14 protein-coding genes are annotated in these 16,892 nt (G+C 71.9%); 6 read left to right on the top strand and 8 right to left on the bottom strand.

All coding sequences use genetic code 11. The annotated features are described in order from the left end of the window. The first annotated feature begins 127 nt into the window (after window positions 1-127). Together KF737_RS01010 and KF737_RS01005 are read left to right on the top strand one after the other, a co-directional pair. Window positions 128-463 (top strand): hypothetical protein, encoded by a 336-nt coding sequence (locus KF737_RS01010; protein ID WP_296449356.1) that lies wholly within the window; start codon window positions 128-130, stop codon window positions 461-463. 85 nt (window positions 464-548) lie between these two features. Beyond that, window positions 549-1,019, top strand: coding sequence for a hypothetical protein (locus KF737_RS01005; RefSeq protein WP_296449354.1), 471 nt, complete (start codon window positions 549-551; stop codon window positions 1,017-1,019). A gap of 4 nt (window positions 1,020-1,023) precedes the next feature. Here the strand turns inward: KF737_RS01005 and KF737_RS01000 are convergent, their stop codons facing one another. Then, a complete protein-coding gene (locus KF737_RS01000) occupies window positions 1,024-1,923 on the bottom strand; it encodes a DMT family transporter (RefSeq protein WP_296449351.1) in 900 nt (299 codons plus the stop codon). A 190-nt stretch (window positions 1,924-2,113) separates the two neighbouring features. On the opposite strand from KF737_RS01000, the gene KF737_RS00995 reads away from it, so the two are divergent. Both KF737_RS00995 and serA read left to right on the top strand, forming a co-directional pair. Further along, complete coding sequence (locus tag KF737_RS00995) at window positions 2,114-3,283, top strand: phosphoserine transaminase (protein WP_296449348.1); 1,170 nt, start codon at window positions 2,114-2,116, stop codon at window positions 3,281-3,283. A gap of 121 nt (window positions 3,284-3,404) precedes the next feature. Beyond that, a complete protein-coding gene (gene serA, locus KF737_RS00990) occupies window positions 3,405-4,979 on the top strand; it encodes a phosphoglycerate dehydrogenase (protein ID WP_296449345.1) in 1,575 nt (524 codons plus the stop codon). Window positions 4,980-5,143: 164 nt separating this feature from the next. Here the strand turns inward: serA and KF737_RS00985 are convergent, their stop codons facing one another. From KF737_RS00985 to KF737_RS00975, 3 genes are read right to left on the bottom strand one after another with little or no spacing between them, the layout of a single operon-like run. Then, the gene (locus tag KF737_RS00985) at window positions 5,144-8,356 is read right to left on the bottom strand and encodes an error-prone DNA polymerase (RefSeq protein WP_296449342.1); all 3,213 of its coding nucleotides are present in this window, start codon (window positions 8,354-8,356) and stop codon (window positions 5,144-5,146) included. Then, window positions 8,353-9,894: a DUF6504 family protein gene (locus KF737_RS00980; protein WP_296449339.1), complete on the bottom strand. Its 1,542-nt coding sequence runs from the start codon at window positions 9,892-9,894 to the stop codon at window positions 8,353-8,355. Before KF737_RS00980 ends, KF737_RS00985 begins: the two co-directional genes overlap by 4 nt. After that, window positions 9,812-10,597 carry a protein imuA gene (locus KF737_RS00975; protein ID WP_296449338.1) on the bottom strand — a complete coding sequence of 262 codons (786 nt, stop codon included), beginning with the start codon at window positions 10,595-10,597 and terminating at the stop codon, window positions 9,812-9,814. The genes KF737_RS00980 and KF737_RS00975 overlap by 83 nt, the downstream gene beginning before the upstream one ends. 174 nt (window positions 10,598-10,771) lie before the next feature. On the opposite strand from KF737_RS00975, the gene KF737_RS00970 reads away from it, so the two are divergent. Further along, on the top strand, window positions 10,772-12,220 hold the full coding sequence (locus KF737_RS00970) for a carboxylesterase family protein (protein ID WP_296449335.1): 1,449 nt from the start codon (window positions 10,772-10,774) through the stop codon (window positions 12,218-12,220). Here the strand turns inward: KF737_RS00970 and KF737_RS00965 are convergent. Both KF737_RS00965 and KF737_RS00960 read right to left on the bottom strand, forming a co-directional pair. Next, a complete protein-coding gene (locus KF737_RS00965; protein WP_296449332.1) occupies window positions 12,156-12,572 on the bottom strand; it encodes a hypothetical protein in 417 nt (138 codons plus the stop codon). The two genes, KF737_RS00970 and KF737_RS00965, sit on opposite strands and share 65 nt — an antisense overlap. 135 nt (window positions 12,573-12,707) lie before the next feature. Continuing rightward, on the bottom strand, window positions 12,708-14,213 hold the full coding sequence (locus tag KF737_RS00960) for a carboxylesterase family protein (protein ID WP_296449329.1): 1,506 nt from the start codon (window positions 14,211-14,213) through the stop codon (window positions 12,708-12,710). Window positions 14,214-14,353: 140 nt separating this feature from the next. On the opposite strand from KF737_RS00960, the gene KF737_RS00955 reads away from it, so the two are divergent. Continuing rightward, entirely contained in the window at window positions 14,354-14,647 is a 294-nt protein-coding gene (locus KF737_RS00955; protein WP_296449326.1) for a DUF1330 domain-containing protein, read from the top strand. A gap of 75 nt (window positions 14,648-14,722) precedes the next feature. Here the strand turns inward: KF737_RS00955 and KF737_RS00950 are convergent, their stop codons facing one another. Together KF737_RS00950 and otsB are read right to left on the bottom strand one after the other, a co-directional pair. Then, window positions 14,723-16,126 carry a trehalose-6-phosphate synthase gene (locus KF737_RS00950; protein WP_296449322.1) on the bottom strand — a complete coding sequence of 468 codons (1,404 nt, stop codon included), beginning with the start codon at window positions 16,124-16,126 and terminating at the stop codon, window positions 14,723-14,725. After that, window positions 16,127-16,858 carry a trehalose-phosphatase gene (gene otsB / locus KF737_RS00945; RefSeq protein ID WP_296449319.1) on the bottom strand — a complete coding sequence of 244 codons (732 nt, stop codon included), beginning with the start codon at window positions 16,856-16,858 and terminating at the stop codon, window positions 16,127-16,129. Between the last annotated feature and the right edge of the window lie 34 nt (window positions 16,859-16,892).

Here is a 16,892-nt window from a genome sequence, read left to right as displayed (position 1 = left end):
TGCCTTTGGCGCCACGCTACAACCTGCCGCAGGCAAATTTATGGTTAACAACCCATGAATCGATTGCGTGTGCGGTAACCTTTCCTTTACCTTAACGGGTGTCGGGTAACTCTAGGGGTACTTCCACATGGAAAAGGTTTTCGTGGCCCAGCGCGTGGCCAAGAAGCTGTTCACGACCGAAGCGGCCGTGGACGGCGCGATGGTCGAAGCCGCCGAACTGCTCAGCGAGATGCTGAAGGCGCGCCAGGACGTGAATGCGTCGATGGTGTTCGCCGATGACGTGCAGGTGAAGATGATGGAAGCGATCAAGGCGCTGAGCGAAGCTCGCACCGCCATGGTCGGCGTCCACAACGAGCTGAACGAAGCCAAGCTTCGCCTCGGCATCCGCACGAAGATGGATATCCAGGACAAGCCGCCGGAAGCCGCCGCTCGCACCGCGACGACGCTCCGCGAAGTCGGCTGAAGCAAGTTCGCGCCGGGTTACCGGCGGATCATTGCAATAGATTAACTGGTTAGGCGCCTCTAATCCGCATTAGGGGCGCTTAATCATGCCTACGTCACTGATCGCACAACTGCTGATCCTCTTCGTCGCGTCCGGCGTGCTGTTCGCGACGTGGAAGGGCGGCGTCGCGGAACGCCTGGCGGCCGCGGTGGTCGTGGCCAACATGGTGGTCGGCATCCTCGTGGCCGAGTTCCTGCCCGACCTGGAGGGCACGATCCGCTTCGCCAACGACGGCCTCGCGGCCGTCGCCCTGCTGGCCGTGACCCTGCGCTACGGGGCGCCGTGGATGGGGGGCGTGATGCTGTTCTACGCCGCCCAGTTCTCGCTCCACTCGTACTACCTGGTGACGAGCCGGCCCGACAACGACCGCCTCCACGCCATCGTCAACAACGTGAATTTCTCGGGCATCGTGTGGTGCCTGATCATCGGCACCGCCGTCGCCTGGGCCCGGCGTGCGCGACGCGCGAAGGCCCGCGCCGCGGCGGTCGCGACAACCGCCCAGGAGCCCGCCGCCTAGCGGGTCAGGCCGGCTCGGCCGCCGGCCGCGGCGCGATCGTCGCCAGGGCCACGCCGCCCAGGATCAGACCCAGGGCCACGAACGCCGGCCAGCCCGGCCGCTCGCCCAGCGCCGCCATGCCGAGGCCGGTGGCGATCAGCGGCGCCAGGTAGATCGACATCGACATGAACAGCGGGCCGCGGCGCTGCACCAGGAACACGTAGCCGATGTTCGAAAGGCCGGTGGAGACCGAGCCCAGGATCAGCACCGCCGCCAGCGACGGCGCCGGGATCGGCCAGGCGGGCGGCGCCTCGAAGGCGATCGCCAGCCCCAGGGCCACCACGAACGCCCAGCCGACCATCATCAATGCGCCGGCCGACGCGGAAACGTGGGGCGCAACCCGCGTCGCCACGTTCGAGATCGCGTACAGCAGCGCGCCGAAGATCGCCGCCGACAGCGCCAGCGCCTCGACCGTCGCGCCGCTGGCCAGCCGCGGCCCGACCAGGACGATCAGTCCCGCGAATCCGACCGTGATGCCCAGGGTCTTGCGCGGCGTCAGGCGGTCGCCGGCCAGGAACATGTGGGCCAGCACGCCGGTGAAGATCGGCGAGGCGCCGTTGCAGATCGCCACCACGGCGCTGGGCGTGCGCTGCGACGCGTAGGCGAAGAACCCCAGCGGGATCGCCATGCCGACCGCGCCGAGGAACAGGTAGGCCCGCCACGCCGCGTGGCGGAGCGGCGGCAGCCGCTGGCCCTGCGCCAGCAACGCGACCGCCAGCGTCAGCGTCGCCACGCCGGTGCGGATCGCCGAGGTCCACAGCGGGTCGATGTGCTCGGTGGCGACCTTCAGGAAGGCGAATCCCGAGCCCCAGATGGCCACCAGCACGGCCATCACCACCCAGTCGAAGGCCGCCCGAGATTGCATGGCCGCGCTTGGATCACATCGTCGCAGCCGCCGCCACCCCGCGCCGAGGCGCGCGGCGTCGCCATCAGCCCGGCTTCATACCCCGTTAGTAAAGTTTCACTTGCGCCGCGGGCGGAACGGGAGCTTTTGCGCCGCGGGCCACGCCCTCCCAACGGGGCGCTGCTCATCTGCAAGGATGGGAGACATCGATATGAATACCCTCGCGAAGCCCGCGATGCGTCCCGCGCGTCCCGAGTTCTCCTCCGGCCCCTGCGCCAAGCGCCCCGGCTGGTCCCCCGAAAACCTGGCCAACGCCGTCCTCGGCCGCTCGCACCGCTCGAAGCTGGGCAAGGCGCGCCTGAAGGAAGCCATCGACCGCACCCGCGAGGTGCTGCAGGTCCCCGATGACTTCCTGGTCGGCATCGTCGCCGGCTCCGACACCGGCGCCGTGGAGATGGCGCTGTGGTCGATGCTGGGGCCGAAGCCGGTCCAGCTCCTGGCCTTCGAGAGCTTCGGCAAGGACTGGGTCACCGACGTGACCAAGCAGCTCAAGATCCCGGCCGAGGTGCTGGACGCGCCGTACGGCAAGCTTCCCGACCTCACCAAGGTCCGCAAGGACGCCGACCTGGTCTTCACCTGGAACGGCACCACCTCGGGCGTGCGCGTGCCGAACGCCGACTTCATCGCCGCCGACCGCGAGGGCATCACCATCTGCGACGCCACCTCGGCCGCGTTTGCGCAGGCGCTCGACTGGGCCAAGCTCGATGTCGTGACCTTCTCCTGGCAGAAGGCCCTCGGCGGCGAGGGCGCCCACGGCGTCCTGATCCTGGGCCCGCGCGCGGTGGCCCGGCTGGAGAGCTACACGCCCGACCGGCCGCTGCCGAAGCTGTTCCGCATGACGAAGGGCGGGAAGGTCAATCTCGAGATCTTCGAGGGCGCCACGATCAACACGCCCTCCATGCTCTGCGTGGAGGACGCCATCGACGCCCTGCGCTGGGCCGAGGGGATCGGCGGCCTGACCGAGATGCAGCGCCGCGCCGACGCGAACCTGGCGATCCTCGCCGACTGGGTCGCCGCGACCCCGTGGGTCGAGTTCCTCGCCGAGGACGCGGCCACGCGCTCGAACACCTCGGTCTGCCTCAAGGTGGTCGACCCGCGCATCGCCGGCCTGTCCGACGACGCGCAGGCCGACTTCGCCAAGACGCTGGCGTCGCGGCTGGAGAAGGAGGGCGTGGCCCTCGACATCGGCGGCTACCGCGACGCACCCGCCGGCCTTCGCATCTGGTGCGGCGCGACGGTGGAGACCTCCGACGTCGACGCCCTGACCCCCTGGCTCGACTGGGCGTTCGCGTCCCTCGCCGCCGAACTCGAAGCCGCCTGAACCAAGCCCCCTTCCCCCTTGCGGGGAAGGGTCGGGGATGGGGGTGATCGCACCGCCTCTCCGAACGCACCCCCACCCCCGGCCCCTCCCCGCAAGGGGGAGGGGAGAAAAGAGATTCACCATGCCCCGCGTTCTCATCGCTGACAGCCTGAGCCCCGCCGCCGTCGACATCTTCAAGCAGCGCGGCGTCGACACCGACATCAAGACCGGCCTTTCGAAGGACGAGCTGATCGCCGTCATCGGCGACTACGACGGCCTGGTCGTCCGGTCCGACACCAAGCCCAACAAGGACGTCATCGCCGCGGCGAAGAAACTGAAGGTGATCGGCCGCGCCGGGATCGGCGTCGACAACATCGACATCCCGGCCGCCACCGCCGCCGGCGTCGTCGTCATGAACACGCCCTTCGGCAACTCGATCACGACCGCCGAGCACGCGATCGCGATGATGTTCACGCTGGCCCGCCAGATGCCCGCCGCCGACGTCTCCACCCAGGCCGGCAAGTGGGAGAAGAACCGCTTCATGGGCGTGGAGCTCTACGCCAAGACCCTGGGCCTGATCGGCGCCGGCAACATCGGCGGCATCGTCGCCGACCGGGCGCTGGGCCTGAAGATGAAGGTCGTCGCCTACGACCCGTTCCTCTCGGAGGAGCGCGCCGTCGAGATGGGCGTCGAGAAGGTCGAGCTGGACGAGCTGCTGGCGCGGGCCGACATCATCACCCTGCACACGCCGCTCACCGACAAGACCCGCAACATCCTGTCGGCCGAGAACCTGGCCAAGACCAGGAAGGGCGTGATGATCGTCAACTGCGCCCGCGGCGGCCTGGTGGACGAGGCGGCGCTCCGCGCCGGCCTGGAGAGCGGCCACATCGGCGCGGCGGGCTTCGACGTCTTTTCGGTCGAGCCGGCCAGGGAGAACGTGCTGTTCGGCGCGCCGAACTTCGTCGCCACCCCGCACCTCGGCGCCTCGACCAACGAGGCGCAGGAGAACGTGGCCCTGCAGGTGGCCGAGCAGATCAGCGACTATCTGCTGACCGGCGCCGTGACCAACGCGCTGAACAGCCCCTCGGTGACGGCCGAGGAAGCGCCGCGCCTGAAGCCCTTCGTGGCGCTGGCCGAGAAGCTGGGCGCGCTCGCCGGCCAGATGCTCGACTTCGGCGTGCTGGCGGTCGACATCGCCTATGAGGGCCAGGTCTCGACGCTGAACGTGAAGCCGCTCAGCGCCGCGGCGCTGGCCGGGGTGCTGCGGCCGATGCTGGCGGAGATCAACATGGTCTCGGCGCCGGCGGTGGCGAAGGAGCGCGGCATCACCGTCTCCGAGAGCCGCCAGGAGGACTCGCCGATCTACGACAGCCTGATGCGCATCACCGTCACCACCGAGAAGGGCAAGCGCTCGTTCGCGGGCACGGTGCAGGCCGGCGCGCCGCGCGTGGTCGAGGTGAAGGGCATGGACCTCGACGCGCCGTTCTCGCCGCGGATGCTCTACGTCAACAACCTGGACAAGCCGGGCTTCATCGGCGCGCTGGGCGGCCTGCTGGGCGAGGCGGGCGTCAACATCGCCACCTTCAACCTGGGCCGCATCGACGCCGGCGACGACGCCATCGCCCTCGTGGGCGTGGACCAGGAGCCGACGCCGGCCCTGCTGGCCAGGATCCAGGCCCTGCCGCACGTGAAGGAAGCGCGCACGCTGAAGTTCTAGCCGTCATCCGGTCCCGGGCGCGCGTCAGCGCCGCCTGTTCGACACCAAGCCCACCAAGGCTGCGAAGAGGCCGGCGCCGACCTTGGCGCCCTTGGTGGCCTTGGGGGTTCGAAACGACAGCGCCTGCGGCGCAGGACGTCGTCGGCTCGGCGTACCCCCTTCATCTAGTGGAAATCGCGGCTGCGGATGAGGCGGCCGGTGACCCTGGAGCGGGCGGCGACGGGGGCTTCGTCGTCGCGGAGCTCGGAGAGGCGGCCCGAGAGGTCGGTGAAGCGTTCGGCGACCAGGTGGACGACGCCGTCCACGCTCTGGACCTGGCCGTGGACGACCACGAAGGACGACGACATGACAAGGCGCCGGTTGGCCTCGAAGGCGTCGCGCCAGACGACGATGTTGGCGATGCCGGTCTCGTCCTCCAGGGTCATGAAGACCACGCCCTTGGCGGTGCCGGGCCGCTGGCGGACGAGGACCAGGCCGCCCACGGCGAGGCGGGTCTTGTCGCGCACCGTCTTCAGGGTCTCGCAGGTGACGACGCCCTCGCGCGCCAGGTCCTCGCGGAAGAACTCCACCGGGTGGCCGCTCAGCGACAGGCTGGTCGTGCGGTAGTCCTCGGCGATCCGCTGCGAGGCGCTCATGAAGGGCAGCAGCACCTGCGCCTCGCGGGTCTTCTGGCGCAGCAGCAGCGGCGCGGCCTTCTCCGCGTTCCACTCGCCGGAGAGGCCCTTCACGGCCCACAGCGCCTCGCGCCGGGAAAGGCCCAGGCTGCGGAACGCGTCGGCCTCGGCCAGCAGCTCCAGCGAGCGGCGGGAAAAGCCGCCCAGCCGCGCGAAGTCCTGCACCGAGCGCGCCCCGGCTTCGCGGGCGCGGACGAGCGCAGCTTCGTCGGCATCCTTCTTCAGCCCCTTGACCTGATGCAGGCCGAGGCGGACGGGCCGAAGCTTTTCCCGCGGATCGTCCTTCTCTTCGACCGTCGAATGCCAGTCGCTGAACATCACGTCGGGCGGACGCACCTCCACGCCGTGCTCGCGCGCGTCGCGGACGAGCTGGGCCGGCTGGTAGAAGCCCATGGGCTGGCTGTTGAGCAGCGAGACCAGGAAGGCGTCGGGGTGGAAGCACTTCACCCAGGCCGAGGCGTAGACCAGGAGCGCGAAGCTGATCGCGTGGCTCTCCGGGAAGCCGTAGCTGCCGAAGCCCTCGATCTGCTTGAAGCACCGCTCGGCGAAGTCGCGGTCGTAGCCGCGGCGGGTCATGCCGCCGACGAACTTCTCCTCGTAGTCCCCCACGCTCCCCAGGTTGCGGAAGGTGGCCATGGAGCGGCGCAGGCCGTCGGCGTCGTCGTCCGAGAACTCGGCGCCCGTGATGGCGATCTTCATCGCCTGCTCCTGGAAGAGCGGCACGCCCAGGGTCTTCTTCAGGATGTTTTCCAGCTCGTCCGGCGGATATCCCGGCCCCGGCCGGGGATAGTCGACGAGGTGGGGCTTCTCCCGGCGCTTCAGGTAGGGATGCACCATGTCCCCCTGGATCGGGCCGGGGCGGACGATCGCCACCTCGATCACCAGGTCGTAGAACGTCCTGGGCTTCAGCCGCGGCAGCATCGACATCTGCGCCCGGCTCTCCACCTGGAACACGCCGATGGAGTCCGCCTTGCAGAGCATGTCGTAGACGGCGGCCTCGCCCTGGGGGATGTGGGCGATGTCGGTCACCCGCGACCCGTCCTTGAGCGGGGGCAGGAGATCGAAGGCCTTCTTAAGCGCCGTCAGCATCCCCAGCGCCAGGACGTCCACCTTCATGAGGCCCAGCGCGTCGATGTCGTCCTTGTCCCACTCGATGAAGGTGCGGTCCTCCATGGCCGCGTTGCCGATGGGGACCGTCTCGTCCAGCCGGCGCTTCGTCAGCACGTAGCCGCCCACGTGCTGCGACAGGTGGCGGGGGAACTTGAGCAGCTCCTGGGCGAGCGCGGTGGCGCGGCGGATCTCGGGCGCGTCGGGGTCCAGCCCGACCTGGCGGATATGCTCGTCCGGCACGTCGTCGCCGTATGACCCCCAGACCGTGCCCGCCAGCGCCGCGGTGATGTCCTCGGTCAGCCCCAGCGCCTTGCCCACCTGGCGGATGGCCATGCGCGGGCGGTAGTGGATGACGGTCGCCACGATGGCGGCGCGGTGGCGGCCATAGCGCGCGTAGACGTACTGCATCACCTCCTCGCGCCGCTCGTGCTCGAAATCGACGTCGATGTCGGGCGGCTCGCCACGGTTCTCGGAAAGGAAGCGGGAGAAGAGCAGCTCCTGCCCCGGCTGAGTCGGATCGACCGCCGTGACCTCCAGGCAGTAGCAGACGCACGAATTGGCGGCCGAGCCACGGCCCTGGCAGAGGATGCCCAGCTCGTCGCGGGCGTGGCGCACGATGTCGTGCACCGTCAGGAAGTAGTTGGGGTAGTCGAGCCGCGCGATCATGTCGAGCTCGTGCTCGAGGATGCGGGCGACATGCGGCGGCGGCCCGCCGGGATAGCGTTTCGCGGCGCCCGCCCAACTGAGGTCGCGCAGGTGCTGGATCGCCGTCTTGCCGGGCGGCACCGGTTCGTCGGGGTATTCGTAGCGGAGCTGGGAGAGGTCGAAGCCGATGCGGTCGGCGATCTCGGCGCTGCGCTCGACGGCGCCGGGGAACTTCGCGAACAGGCGCGCCATCTCCTGCGGCGCCTTCAGGTGGCGCTCGGCGTTGGCGGCCAGGATGAGGCCCGCCTCGTGGATCGTGCAGCCTTCGCGGATGCAGGTGAGCACGTCCTGCAAGGCCCGCCGTTCGGGGCCGTGGTGGTGGACGTCGTTGGTGGCTGTCATCGGCGCGCCGTGGCGCTCGGCGAGCGCCGCCAGGCGCGAGAGGCGGTGCAGGTCGCGCGCGCCGTAGCGGCGCGAGGCGGCCAGCCAGACGTCGGGCAGCTCGCCGGCGATGCGGGCGAGCTCGCCCTCGAAACGCTCGTCCAGCCGCTCGGGCGGGACCACCAGCACCAGTTGGCCCTCCGCAGCCGCCCGGAAGTCCTCCCAGTGCAGCTCGCACGCGCCCTTCTCCGCGCGCCGCTGGCCGACGGTGAGCAGGCGGGTCAGCCGCCCGTAGGCCTCGCGGTCGGAGGGATAGACGAGCAGGCTGGGCGTCGCGTCGGCGAAGTCCAGGCGGCAGCCGGTGAGCGCGCGCACCTTCGCGCCCTGCCGGCGCAGCTCCTCCTGCCGCCGCCAGCCCCGCACGACCCCGGCCAGCGAGTTCCGGTCGCAGATCCCCACGGCCTCGACGCCCAGGGCGGCCGCCTCTGTCACCAGCTCCGCCGGGTGCGACGCGCCGCGCAGGAACGAGAAGTTCGTGGTGGCCTGGAGTTCGGCGTAACGGGTCATGGGAACAGCCCGTGCAGCCACCACCTGGCGGGCTCGTCCGGCTGGTAGAGGCCCGAGCGGAACAGCCAGAAGCGGCCGCCGCCCGTGTCTTCCACGCGGTAGTAGTCGCGCACGTGGCGCACCGAGACGTCGCCGATGTCCTGCTTCCACCATTCCCGGGCGATGCGCTCCGGCCCCTCCGCGCGGCGCACGCGGTGTACGCGGCCGCGCCAGCGGAACTGGCTGGGCGGGTCGTCGGGGGTGAGCGCGATCACCGCCTCCAGCGGCTCGGGCTGGCGGAACAGGCGCACGGGCCGGGGCGTCTCGCGGTCCCACGGAGGTGTTTCGGCTGTGGGCGTCTCCAGTGGCAGGTCGCGGCCGACCGAGAGCTCCGGCACATGGCTCTCGCGCGGGCGGGCGCGGAAGACGCGGGTGGGGCCCAGGCGGTTGACCAGGCGGTCGACGAGGGGGGCCAGGCCATCCTCGACCGCGGGGTCCTGACCGGCGTCCAGCCGCGCCTGGCGGCCCGAGACCGCCTCGACGGCGTAGGCGCAGATCGTCACCGACTCGATCCCGAAGCCGGGGTCGACCGTCTCCAGCCTGGGCTGGAGGAGCCGGGCGATCCGCCTGGCGTCACGCCCCGCCAGCGACAGGCCGACGGCCAGGCTGGGCGTCTTGCCGTCGACCCGGTGGAAGGCGATCTCGAAGCGCCGCCCGCCGCGGCCCTCGCGCTCCAGCCGGGCGCAGAGCCTGGCGGTGACGTCCTCGGTGACGCGCGCCATGTCCTCGGGCGCGCTGATCGGCTCGAAGAAGGCCAGCCGCGCGACCCAGGGCGTCGCCGGGCGGCGGAAGGCCAGCGCCTCGGCGCTGCGGCCCAGCGCCTGGTCGAGCCGTTCCAGCGTCGCCCGGCCGAAGCGGCGGCCCAGCGGCGCGCGGGCGATCTCCATGAGCTGGCCCACGCGGCGCAGGCCCAGGCGCTGGATCTGGGCGGCGGCGTCCGGGTCGAGCCGCAGGGCCTGCGGCGGCAACGGCCTCAGGAGTTCGCCCTGCCAGCCCGGCGACGCGATGGTCCCGTCCGGCCCATAGTGCGCCAGGGCCCAGGCGGCGCCCGGCGTGTCGGCGATGGCGAGGCGGAACGGCAGACCGTTGTCCGCGAGCCGCGCGCGGAAGTCCGCCAGCATCCCCGCCTCGCCGCCCCAGAGGTGCGAGACCCCCGAGATGTCGAGGAAGAGCCCGTCGGGCGCATCGGCCGCCACCGCCGGCGAGAACCGCACGCACCAGTCGACGAGCGCCCGCAGAGCCTCGGCGTCGGCCTCCGGCTCGGCGTCGGCGGTCACGAGGTCCGGGACCAGGGCCGCCGCGTCGGTCGCCTTCTGGCCGGCGTGGAGCCCCAGCGCCATCGCCTCGCGCGACACCGCCGCCAGCCGGCGCGCCTGCTTCACCGTCTCGACCAGTGCGAACGGCGGGAGCGGCGCGTCAGGCTGCTCTGCGGCGCCCGCTCGCCGGCGCCAGTTCGCGATCGCCCAGGTCGGCGACCAGGCGCAGAGGATGCGCGACATCGCCTGCCTCCCAGGAATAGGCCCGATCGGCCTCGAGGATCCATGCGCCGGTCCGCCCGCCGCGACAGCGCTCCAGCGCCACTTCGAAGCGCGGCGCGCCCAGCCCGAATTCGTCCGCCGCCGGTTCGGACGGCGCCGACTTCACGCGCCAGCGGCTGGCGGTGACGGAGCCCGCCGCCTCGGCCTTGCCGGTCCCGCCGAACGGCCGGCGCTTGATCACGAACCCCGTCGTCCCGCGCCGCTCGCAGGCGAGTTGCAGCCGGCGCCCCGCGGTCAGGTCCACCGCCTCGACCTCGCCGAACACCGCCGAGACGCCCACGGTCCCCAGCGCGTCCTCCATCACCGCCAGCGCCTCGGCCTCGTCGCGGGCGCAGACCTGGATCAGCCGTTCGGGCGGAAAGCCCAGCCCCTCCAGCCCCGGCGCCCAGAGGTCGTCGCGGCGCAGCACCCAGACCGCCTCGCCCTTCTTCGCCAGTGGCGCGGCCATCAGCGCGGCGAACGCCGACGGCGCGGCGCTGGTCTCGGCTTCCAGCCCCACGCCCACGATCTCGTGCCAGCGCCCGAGCGCCAGTCCGCCGCCCGGCAGCCGCCCGTCCAGCCCTTCGTCGCCGAAGGGCAGCACGCCTGCGTCCGGCCGCCCGCCGGCCTCCAGGGCCGCGATCGTCGCCCGTATCGCGGCCAGCCTGCCGCGAGATCCGGACATGGCTTCGGGACTCCTTATGTTCCGACTTTGTTCTATTCCTCGGGACATCGGAGTCAAGGTCCCACGGGGAATCAGGCCGGCGGCCCGCCGCCTCCGCCGCCGTGGCCGAAAGGACGGCCGTTGCCGCCCGCGCGCAAAACGGGCCTAGTTCCGGCGCAGGTCACGGGAGGCGTCATGCGGAAGCTCGCGGGGTTGGCGGCGGCGTTCGGGCTGGCGGCGGCCGGGGCGGCGTGGGCCCAGGCCCCGACGGCGAGGACGCAGACCGGGATCGTCACCGGCGAGGCGACCGATCGGGCGAACATCTTCCGCGCCGTACCCTATGCCGCGGCCCCTGTCGGCGCGCTCCGCTGGCGGCCGCCGCAGGCGCCGACGCGCTGGAGCAGCCGGCGCGACGCCACGAAGAACGGCCCGTCGTGCCCGCAGCCGATGAACGCCGACGGCTCGCCCAATGCCTTCGGCGGCGCCAACGGGCCGGTCTCGGAGGACTGCCTGCAGCTCTACGTCTTCGCGCCGAAAGCGGTGAAGAAGGCCCCGGTGATGGTGTGGATCCACGGCGGCGGCCACCGGGTCGGCGCCGGCTGGGTCTACGACGGCCAGAACTTCGCCCGCGACGGCGTGGTCCTGGTCTCGATCAACTACCGGCTGGGGGCGCTGGGCTACCTGGCGCATCCGGCGCTGACCAAGGCGGCGGGCGCGGAGCCCACGGGCAACTTCGGGCTGATGGACCAGATCGCGGCGCTGAAGTGGGTGCGGCGGAACATCGCCGCGTTCGGCGGCGACCCGGCCAACGTCACCGTCTTCGGCGAGAGCGCGGGCGGGGCCAGCGTGCTGGCGCTGCTCGCGACGCCGGGCGCCAGGGGCCTCTTCAAGGGCGCCATCGTGCAGTCGGGCGGCGGCTGGTCGCCGCCGCGCTCGCTGGCGACGATGGAGGCCGCGGGCGCCGAGGCGCTCGTCAAGGCCGGCGCGCCGCCGAACGCCACCGCCGCGCAACTGCGCGAGATCCCGTTCGAGAAGCTGGTCCCGCTCGCCGGCGACTACGGCCCGTTCCAGGACGGCAAGCTGATGACGCTGAGCCCCGCCCAGGCGTTCAGGCGCGGCCGCGCCATCGACGCGCCCCTGATCATCGGCTGGAACTCGGGCGAGGACGCCGTCGCGTTCGGCGGCCTGCTGGGCCCCGGCGAGCAGCTCAGGACCGACGCCGACCGCGACCGCTTCACCGACCGCATGTTCGGCGCCCCCGCCCGCTGGATCGCCGGCCGCGCGGCGACGGGCAAGCCCGCGTACCTCTACCACTTCTCCTACGTCGGCAGCCGCTTCCGCTCGTCGGGCATGACGCGCGCCGCCCACGCCGCCGAGATCCAGTACGTCTTCGAATACTGGGGCCGGCGCACGCCGATGAGCGCGGTCAGCGACGAGGACCGCGCCATGGCCGCCCGCATGCACGGCTGCTGGGTCGACTTCGCCAGGACCGGCCGCCCCTGCGCCGACTGGCCGGCCTACGACGCCAGGACCGACCGCCTGCTGGAGTTCGGCTCGCCCGGCGGCGTGCGCGAGGGCTTCAGGCGAGGCCCGCTCGACGCGCAGCAGCGCTCGGCGCCGCCGTCCCTGCGGATCGCACCGTAAGGCGGGTGGGCCGTCCGGCGCGCGGCGGCAGGGCGGCGGCCCGGCGCATCGCCTCCATCGGCCCGGCGAAGACCATCAGGAGGTGGAGGCCGGCGGCGGCCGCGAACCCGGCCGTCCCCATGTCGCTTCCGCCGTCGGCGAAGCGCGCCATCGCGGCCCAGAGCGCGATGTGGGCGACCGGCGCGAAGGTCGCGGCCAGGAGCTCTGCGCCGCGCCGGCGCGAGCCCGGCGTCCTCATGAGGCGGCGGCAGGCGACGACGCCGGCCGCGGTCACCAGCCATCCGCCCCACAGGACATAGGCCGCCGTCAGGACCATCGCCGTGTCGCGGACCTCGAACCCGGTATCGAGCATGCACGCCTCCATTACACGGGCGGCAGTATGGACCGGGGCGTGCGACAGCCTCGTGTCGGTTGCGCGACGGAACGCCGAACGGATTCGGCGCGACCCCGAGACCGGCCTGGTCGACCGCAGCGGGATGGGGAGGCTCTACTTCGCCTGGGCCTCGACGAAGTCGCGCCAGTCCTTCAACAGGTGCTCGCGGACCTTCGGCCCCTCGGCGCCGAACTCGATCTGGGCCTCGCGGGCGAGGTCGAACTTCGGCCAGGCGACGCCGCCCACGGCGCCGGGGCGGCCGGTCCTGGCGAAGTTGGCCCAGTACCGGTTCATGGCGTCGGAGAGCGGCAGGTCTTCCCCCGCGAACGAGGCCCGCGGCTGGCCGAAGACGAAGCGGACCTCGTCCACGTGGGCCGCGCCATAGGGCTTGCGCGCCGCCTCGGCCGCCGGGACGTAGCTGAAGTAGTAGAGCCACATCGGGGCGCCGTTCCTCGCGTGCAGGCGGGCGATGGCGCGGTCGGGCTCGGTGATCGACTGGACGGTGACGAAGTCGTTGATCGCCTTGCCCTTGTCGTCCCCGAACACCGTCATCAGCGCCGCCTGCCGCTCGGCGGGCTGGGCCGCCAGCATCGCCGCCGTCGGCCGCACCAGGCTGGCCTCGTGCGAGTTGCCGCCGATGATCAGCGGGATCTTCGCCTCGTGGCCCGCGGTGAAGCCCTGGATGACCGTCTCGGCGTAGAGCCTGCCGTCCATCACCGGGAACGGCCCGCCGGGCGCGCCGATGCGGCCGGCCCCGCCCAGCGCGCTCAGCGGCAGCTTGCGCAGCGCCGCGGCCGCCTCGGGCCCGTCGCCCGTCACGCCGGCGGCTTCGGCCAGCTTCACGCCGGTCGCCTCGGCGTCCGCGAGGGGCGTGGGCGTGGTGCGCGCGAAGCCCGACTCCACGACCGCCCGCTGGAACAGCCCCTTCGCCTCAGGCGAGATCATCATGTTGAGGATGCCCATGGCCCCGGCGCTTTCGCCCACGGCGGTCACGTTCCGCGGATCGCCCCCGAACGCGGCGATGTTGGCCTGCACCCACTTCAGGGCGGCGATCTGGTCCATGTTGCCGTAGTTGGCGGTCAGCCCCGGCTCTTTCGTGAGCGCGGGGTGGGCGAACCAGCCGGCGCGGCCCAGGCGGTGGTTCACGCCGACGACGATGACGCCCTTCTTCGCGAACTCGGTCCCTTCGGTGTCGGCCCCGAACGCGCCGATCGCCTGGCCGACGCGGAAGGCGCTGCCGTGGATCCAGACGATGACCGGGAGCCTGGCGCCCCGCTTCGCCCCGGCGGGCCGCACGACGTTCAGGTAGAGGCAGTCCTCGTTCGACTGGCAACTGGGCGGCGCCTCGGTGGCGTCGCGCTCGCCGGTCCAGGCGGGGGCCGCGCCGGGCGGCCGCCAGCGCAGGTCGCCCACCGGCGCCGGCGCGAACGGGATGGCGTAGAAGTAGTCCACGCCCTCGGCGCGCGACCCCTTCAGCACCCCCTGGCCGATCGTCAGCGTGGCCGGCGCGCCCGCGGGCGCCGCGGCGGGCGGCTGGTAGCCGCCGGGCGCCTGGGCCAGGGCGGGCCCGGCCAGCAGGCTGAACGACAGGACGGCCGCAGCCAGCGAGCGGACGATCATGGCTTCCCCCCCACATCTTCGAATTCCGGTCTGACCTAGCCCCCGGCTGTTTCCCGATTGTGTCGGGCGGCGGGCCGCGGGGAACCTTCGCCGCGACGGCCGGATGGCGCGCCGCCGACCCGCACGCTAGCCTCGCCGGCATGGCCGCCTACGTCATCAACGAGATCGTCGTCACCGAGCCCGAGCGGTTCCAGACCTATTCGCAGCAGGTGCCCGCGATCCTCGCGAAGTACGGCGGGGAATATGTGATCCGCGGCGGGGACCCGGAGCGGGTCGACGGCCCCGGCCCGCCCGACAAGCTCGTGGTGCTGCGCTTCGAGAGCCGCGAGGCGGCGCGGGCCTGGCGCACCTCGCCGGAGTACCTGGCGATCCTGCCGATCCGCGAGGCCACCTCGACCAGCCGCGTCTACATCGTCGACGGCTACGCGGGCTGAGACCGAGGTCGGCGCCAGCCTCTTCGTGGCCTTGGTGGGCTTGGTGTCGAGTTGGGCGGCGCCGGTTTCGTTGGATCACACCACCATCGCCGGCTTGAGCACGCCCTTGCCGGCAAGCGCGGCCACGAAGCTGTCGCGCCAGGCGGTGACGTCTTCGGTGGTGACGTTCTCGAAGAGCGCGCGCCAGCGGCGGACGCGCTCGGCCTTCTCCATGCCGAGCGCACGCTTCAGCGCCTCGGCGATCTCTTCGGGACTGTGGGGGTTGACGAGCAGGGCGTCGCCCAATTGCCGCGCGGCGCCGGCGAACCGGGACAGGATCAGCACGCCGGGATCCTCGGGGTCCTGCGCGGCCACATACTCCTTCGCGACCAGGTTCATGCCGTCGCGCAGGGGGGTCACGAGCCCGACGCGGGCCGCGCCGTAGATGCCGGCCAGCTCGTCGCGGCGGTAGTTGCGGTTCACCCACCGGAACGGCGCCCAGTCGACGTCGGCGAACTCGCCGTTGATCCGACCCGAGAGCCCGTCGAGCCGGCCGCGGATCTCCTGGTAGGCTTCGACCGACTCCCGCGACGGCGGCGCGATCTGCAGCATCAGGACCTCGCGGCGCAGGTCCGGGTTCTGGGTGAGGAAGGTCTCGAAGCCGAGGAACCGCTCCTCCAGGCCCTTGGAATAGTCCAGCCGGTCCACGCCCACGATCAGGTGGCGGAAGACGGTGTGGGCGCGCATCAGGTCGCGCATGCGCCGCGCCCGGCCGGTCTTCATCATGCGGGCGAAGTCGGGGGCGTCGATGCCGATCGGGAAGTGGCCCACTTCGAGGAGGCGGCCGAACGCGCGCAGTTCGCCCGCGCGCGGCGTCATGCCCTCGGCTTCGTTCAGCACGTACTCCTCGAACGCCTGCTGGTACTCGGCGGTGTGGAAGCCCACGAGGTCGTAGTCGAACATCGCCGCCACGAGCTGGCGGTGGCGAGGCAGGTTGATCATCACCTGGTGCGCCGGCCACGGCACGTGCAGGAAGAAGCCGATCCGGTTCTTGACCCCCAGCGCGCGCAGCTCCCGCGCCAGCGGGATCAGGTGGTAGTCATGCACCCAGATCAGGTCGTCGGGCTGGATCAGCGGCCTCAGGGTCTCGGCGAAGCGGCGGTTGACGCGCCGGTAGCCTTCGCCGAAGGCGCGATCGAAAGCGGCCAGGTCGGTGCGGTAGTGGAACAGCGGCCAGAGCGTCTTGTTGGCGTAGCCGTTGTAGTATTCGTCGACGTCGACCTCTTCGAGGTCCACCGTGGCGGCGGTGACCCCGCCCACCTCCTGAACGTTCAGCTCGCCGGTGAACTTCGGCGTCGTCTGGCCCGACCAGCCGAACCAGACGCCGGAGTATTCGCGCAAGGCCGCGGCCAGCGCCATGGCCAAGCCGCCCACGCTCTCCTCGCCCTCGCCGCTCGGCGGGCTGACGCGGTTGGAGACGACGATCAGCCGCTGGCCCATCTACTTCGCCGCCTCCAGCCAGGCCAGCACGTCCTCGACGTTGCGCAGGCCGTAGCGGGCCTCGGTGCGGCGCGGACGGCCGACCAGCACGCCGTGGCCGCCCAGGCGCGCGACCTCGGCGAAGCCGTGTTCGTCGGTGGTGTCGTCGCCGGCGAAGATGGGGATGGCGCCGCGGAAGGGCGGCGTCGCCATGAACGCGCGGATGGAGTCGCCCTTCGACGGGCCGGGCGGGCGGAGCTCCTCGACCATGTCGCCGTCCTGGAGGACGAGCCCGGTCTCGGCGGCGAGCTTCTGCGCCAGGCGTCGGGCCTCGCCGGCGCGGGCGCGGGCCAGGCGGAAGTGGATGGCGACGCTCGCCCCCTTGTCTTCGAGCAGCAGGCCGGGATCGGTTTCGACGAAGGCGCCGAGCGCTTCGGCGGCGCGCGCCAGGCCCGGATGCGCGGCGGTCTCGTGCAGCGCGCCGTCGCAGTCCCGGCGGACCAGCCCGTGGACGGCGGCGGCGCACGTCACGCGGCCTTCCAGGATGCGGTCGATGTCGGCGAGGGTCCGGCCGCTGACCACGGCCAGGCGGCCGCCCAGGCTCTCGTGCAGGCGTTCCAGCAGGCGGGTGAGCCGGCCGTCCGGACGCACGTCCTGCGGCCGCGCGGCGATGGGGGCCAGCGTGCCGTCCAGATCGAGGAAAAGCGCCGAGTCCGCGAACCGAAGCGGCTTCGGCGCGGGCAGGCTCAGCATTGGCGACTCAAGCGACATCACTCTCCCACCCGTC

Source organism: Phenylobacterium sp. (assembly GCF_019636135.1).
In the GTDB taxonomy this organism is placed as follows: Bacteria; Pseudomonadota; Alphaproteobacteria; order Caulobacterales; family Caulobacteraceae; genus Phenylobacterium.
The sequence above is the reverse complement of the archived record's forward strand: the minus strand, read 5'-3'. Positions and strand labels throughout refer to the sequence as shown.

Coding starts and splice junctions, on each gene's coding strand:
- KF737_RS01010 (WP_296449356.1), top strand. CDS start 128: ATGGAAAAGGTTTTCGTGGCCCAGCGCGTGGCCAAGAAGCTGTTCACG.
- KF737_RS01005 (WP_296449354.1), top strand. CDS start 549: ATGCCTACGTCACTGATCGCACAACTGCTGATCCTCTTCGTCGCGTCC.
- KF737_RS01000 (WP_296449351.1), bottom strand. CDS start 1,923: ATGCAATCTCGGGCGGCCTTCGACTGGGTGGTGATGGCCGTGCTGGTG.
- KF737_RS00995 (WP_296449348.1), top strand. CDS start 2,114: ATGAATACCCTCGCGAAGCCCGCGATGCGTCCCGCGCGTCCCGAGTTC.
- serA (WP_296449345.1), top strand. CDS start 3,405: ATGCCCCGCGTTCTCATCGCTGACAGCCTGAGCCCCGCCGCCGTCGAC.
- KF737_RS00985 (WP_296449342.1), bottom strand. CDS start 8,356: ATGACCCGTTACGCCGAACTCCAGGCCACCACGAACTTCTCGTTCCTG.
- KF737_RS00980 (WP_296449339.1), bottom strand. CDS start 9,894: ATGTCGCGCATCCTCTGCGCCTGGTCGCCGACCTGGGCGATCGCGAAC.
- KF737_RS00975 (WP_296449338.1), bottom strand. CDS start 10,597: ATGTCCGGATCTCGCGGCAGGCTGGCCGCGATACGGGCGACGATCGCG.
- KF737_RS00970 (WP_296449335.1), top strand. CDS start 10,772: ATGCGGAAGCTCGCGGGGTTGGCGGCGGCGTTCGGGCTGGCGGCGGCC.
- KF737_RS00965 (WP_296449332.1), bottom strand. CDS start 12,572: ATGCTCGATACCGGGTTCGAGGTCCGCGACACGGCGATGGTCCTGACG.
- KF737_RS00960 (WP_296449329.1), bottom strand. CDS start 14,213: ATGATCGTCCGCTCGCTGGCTGCGGCCGTCCTGTCGTTCAGCCTGCTG.
- KF737_RS00955 (WP_296449326.1), top strand. CDS start 14,354: ATGGCCGCCTACGTCATCAACGAGATCGTCGTCACCGAGCCCGAGCGG.
- KF737_RS00950 (WP_296449322.1), bottom strand. CDS start 16,126: ATGGGCCAGCGGCTGATCGTCGTCTCCAACCGCGTCAGCCCGCCGAGC.
- otsB (WP_296449319.1), bottom strand. CDS start 16,858: ATGCTGAGCCTGCCCGCGCCGAAGCCGCTTCGGTTCGCGGACTCGGCG.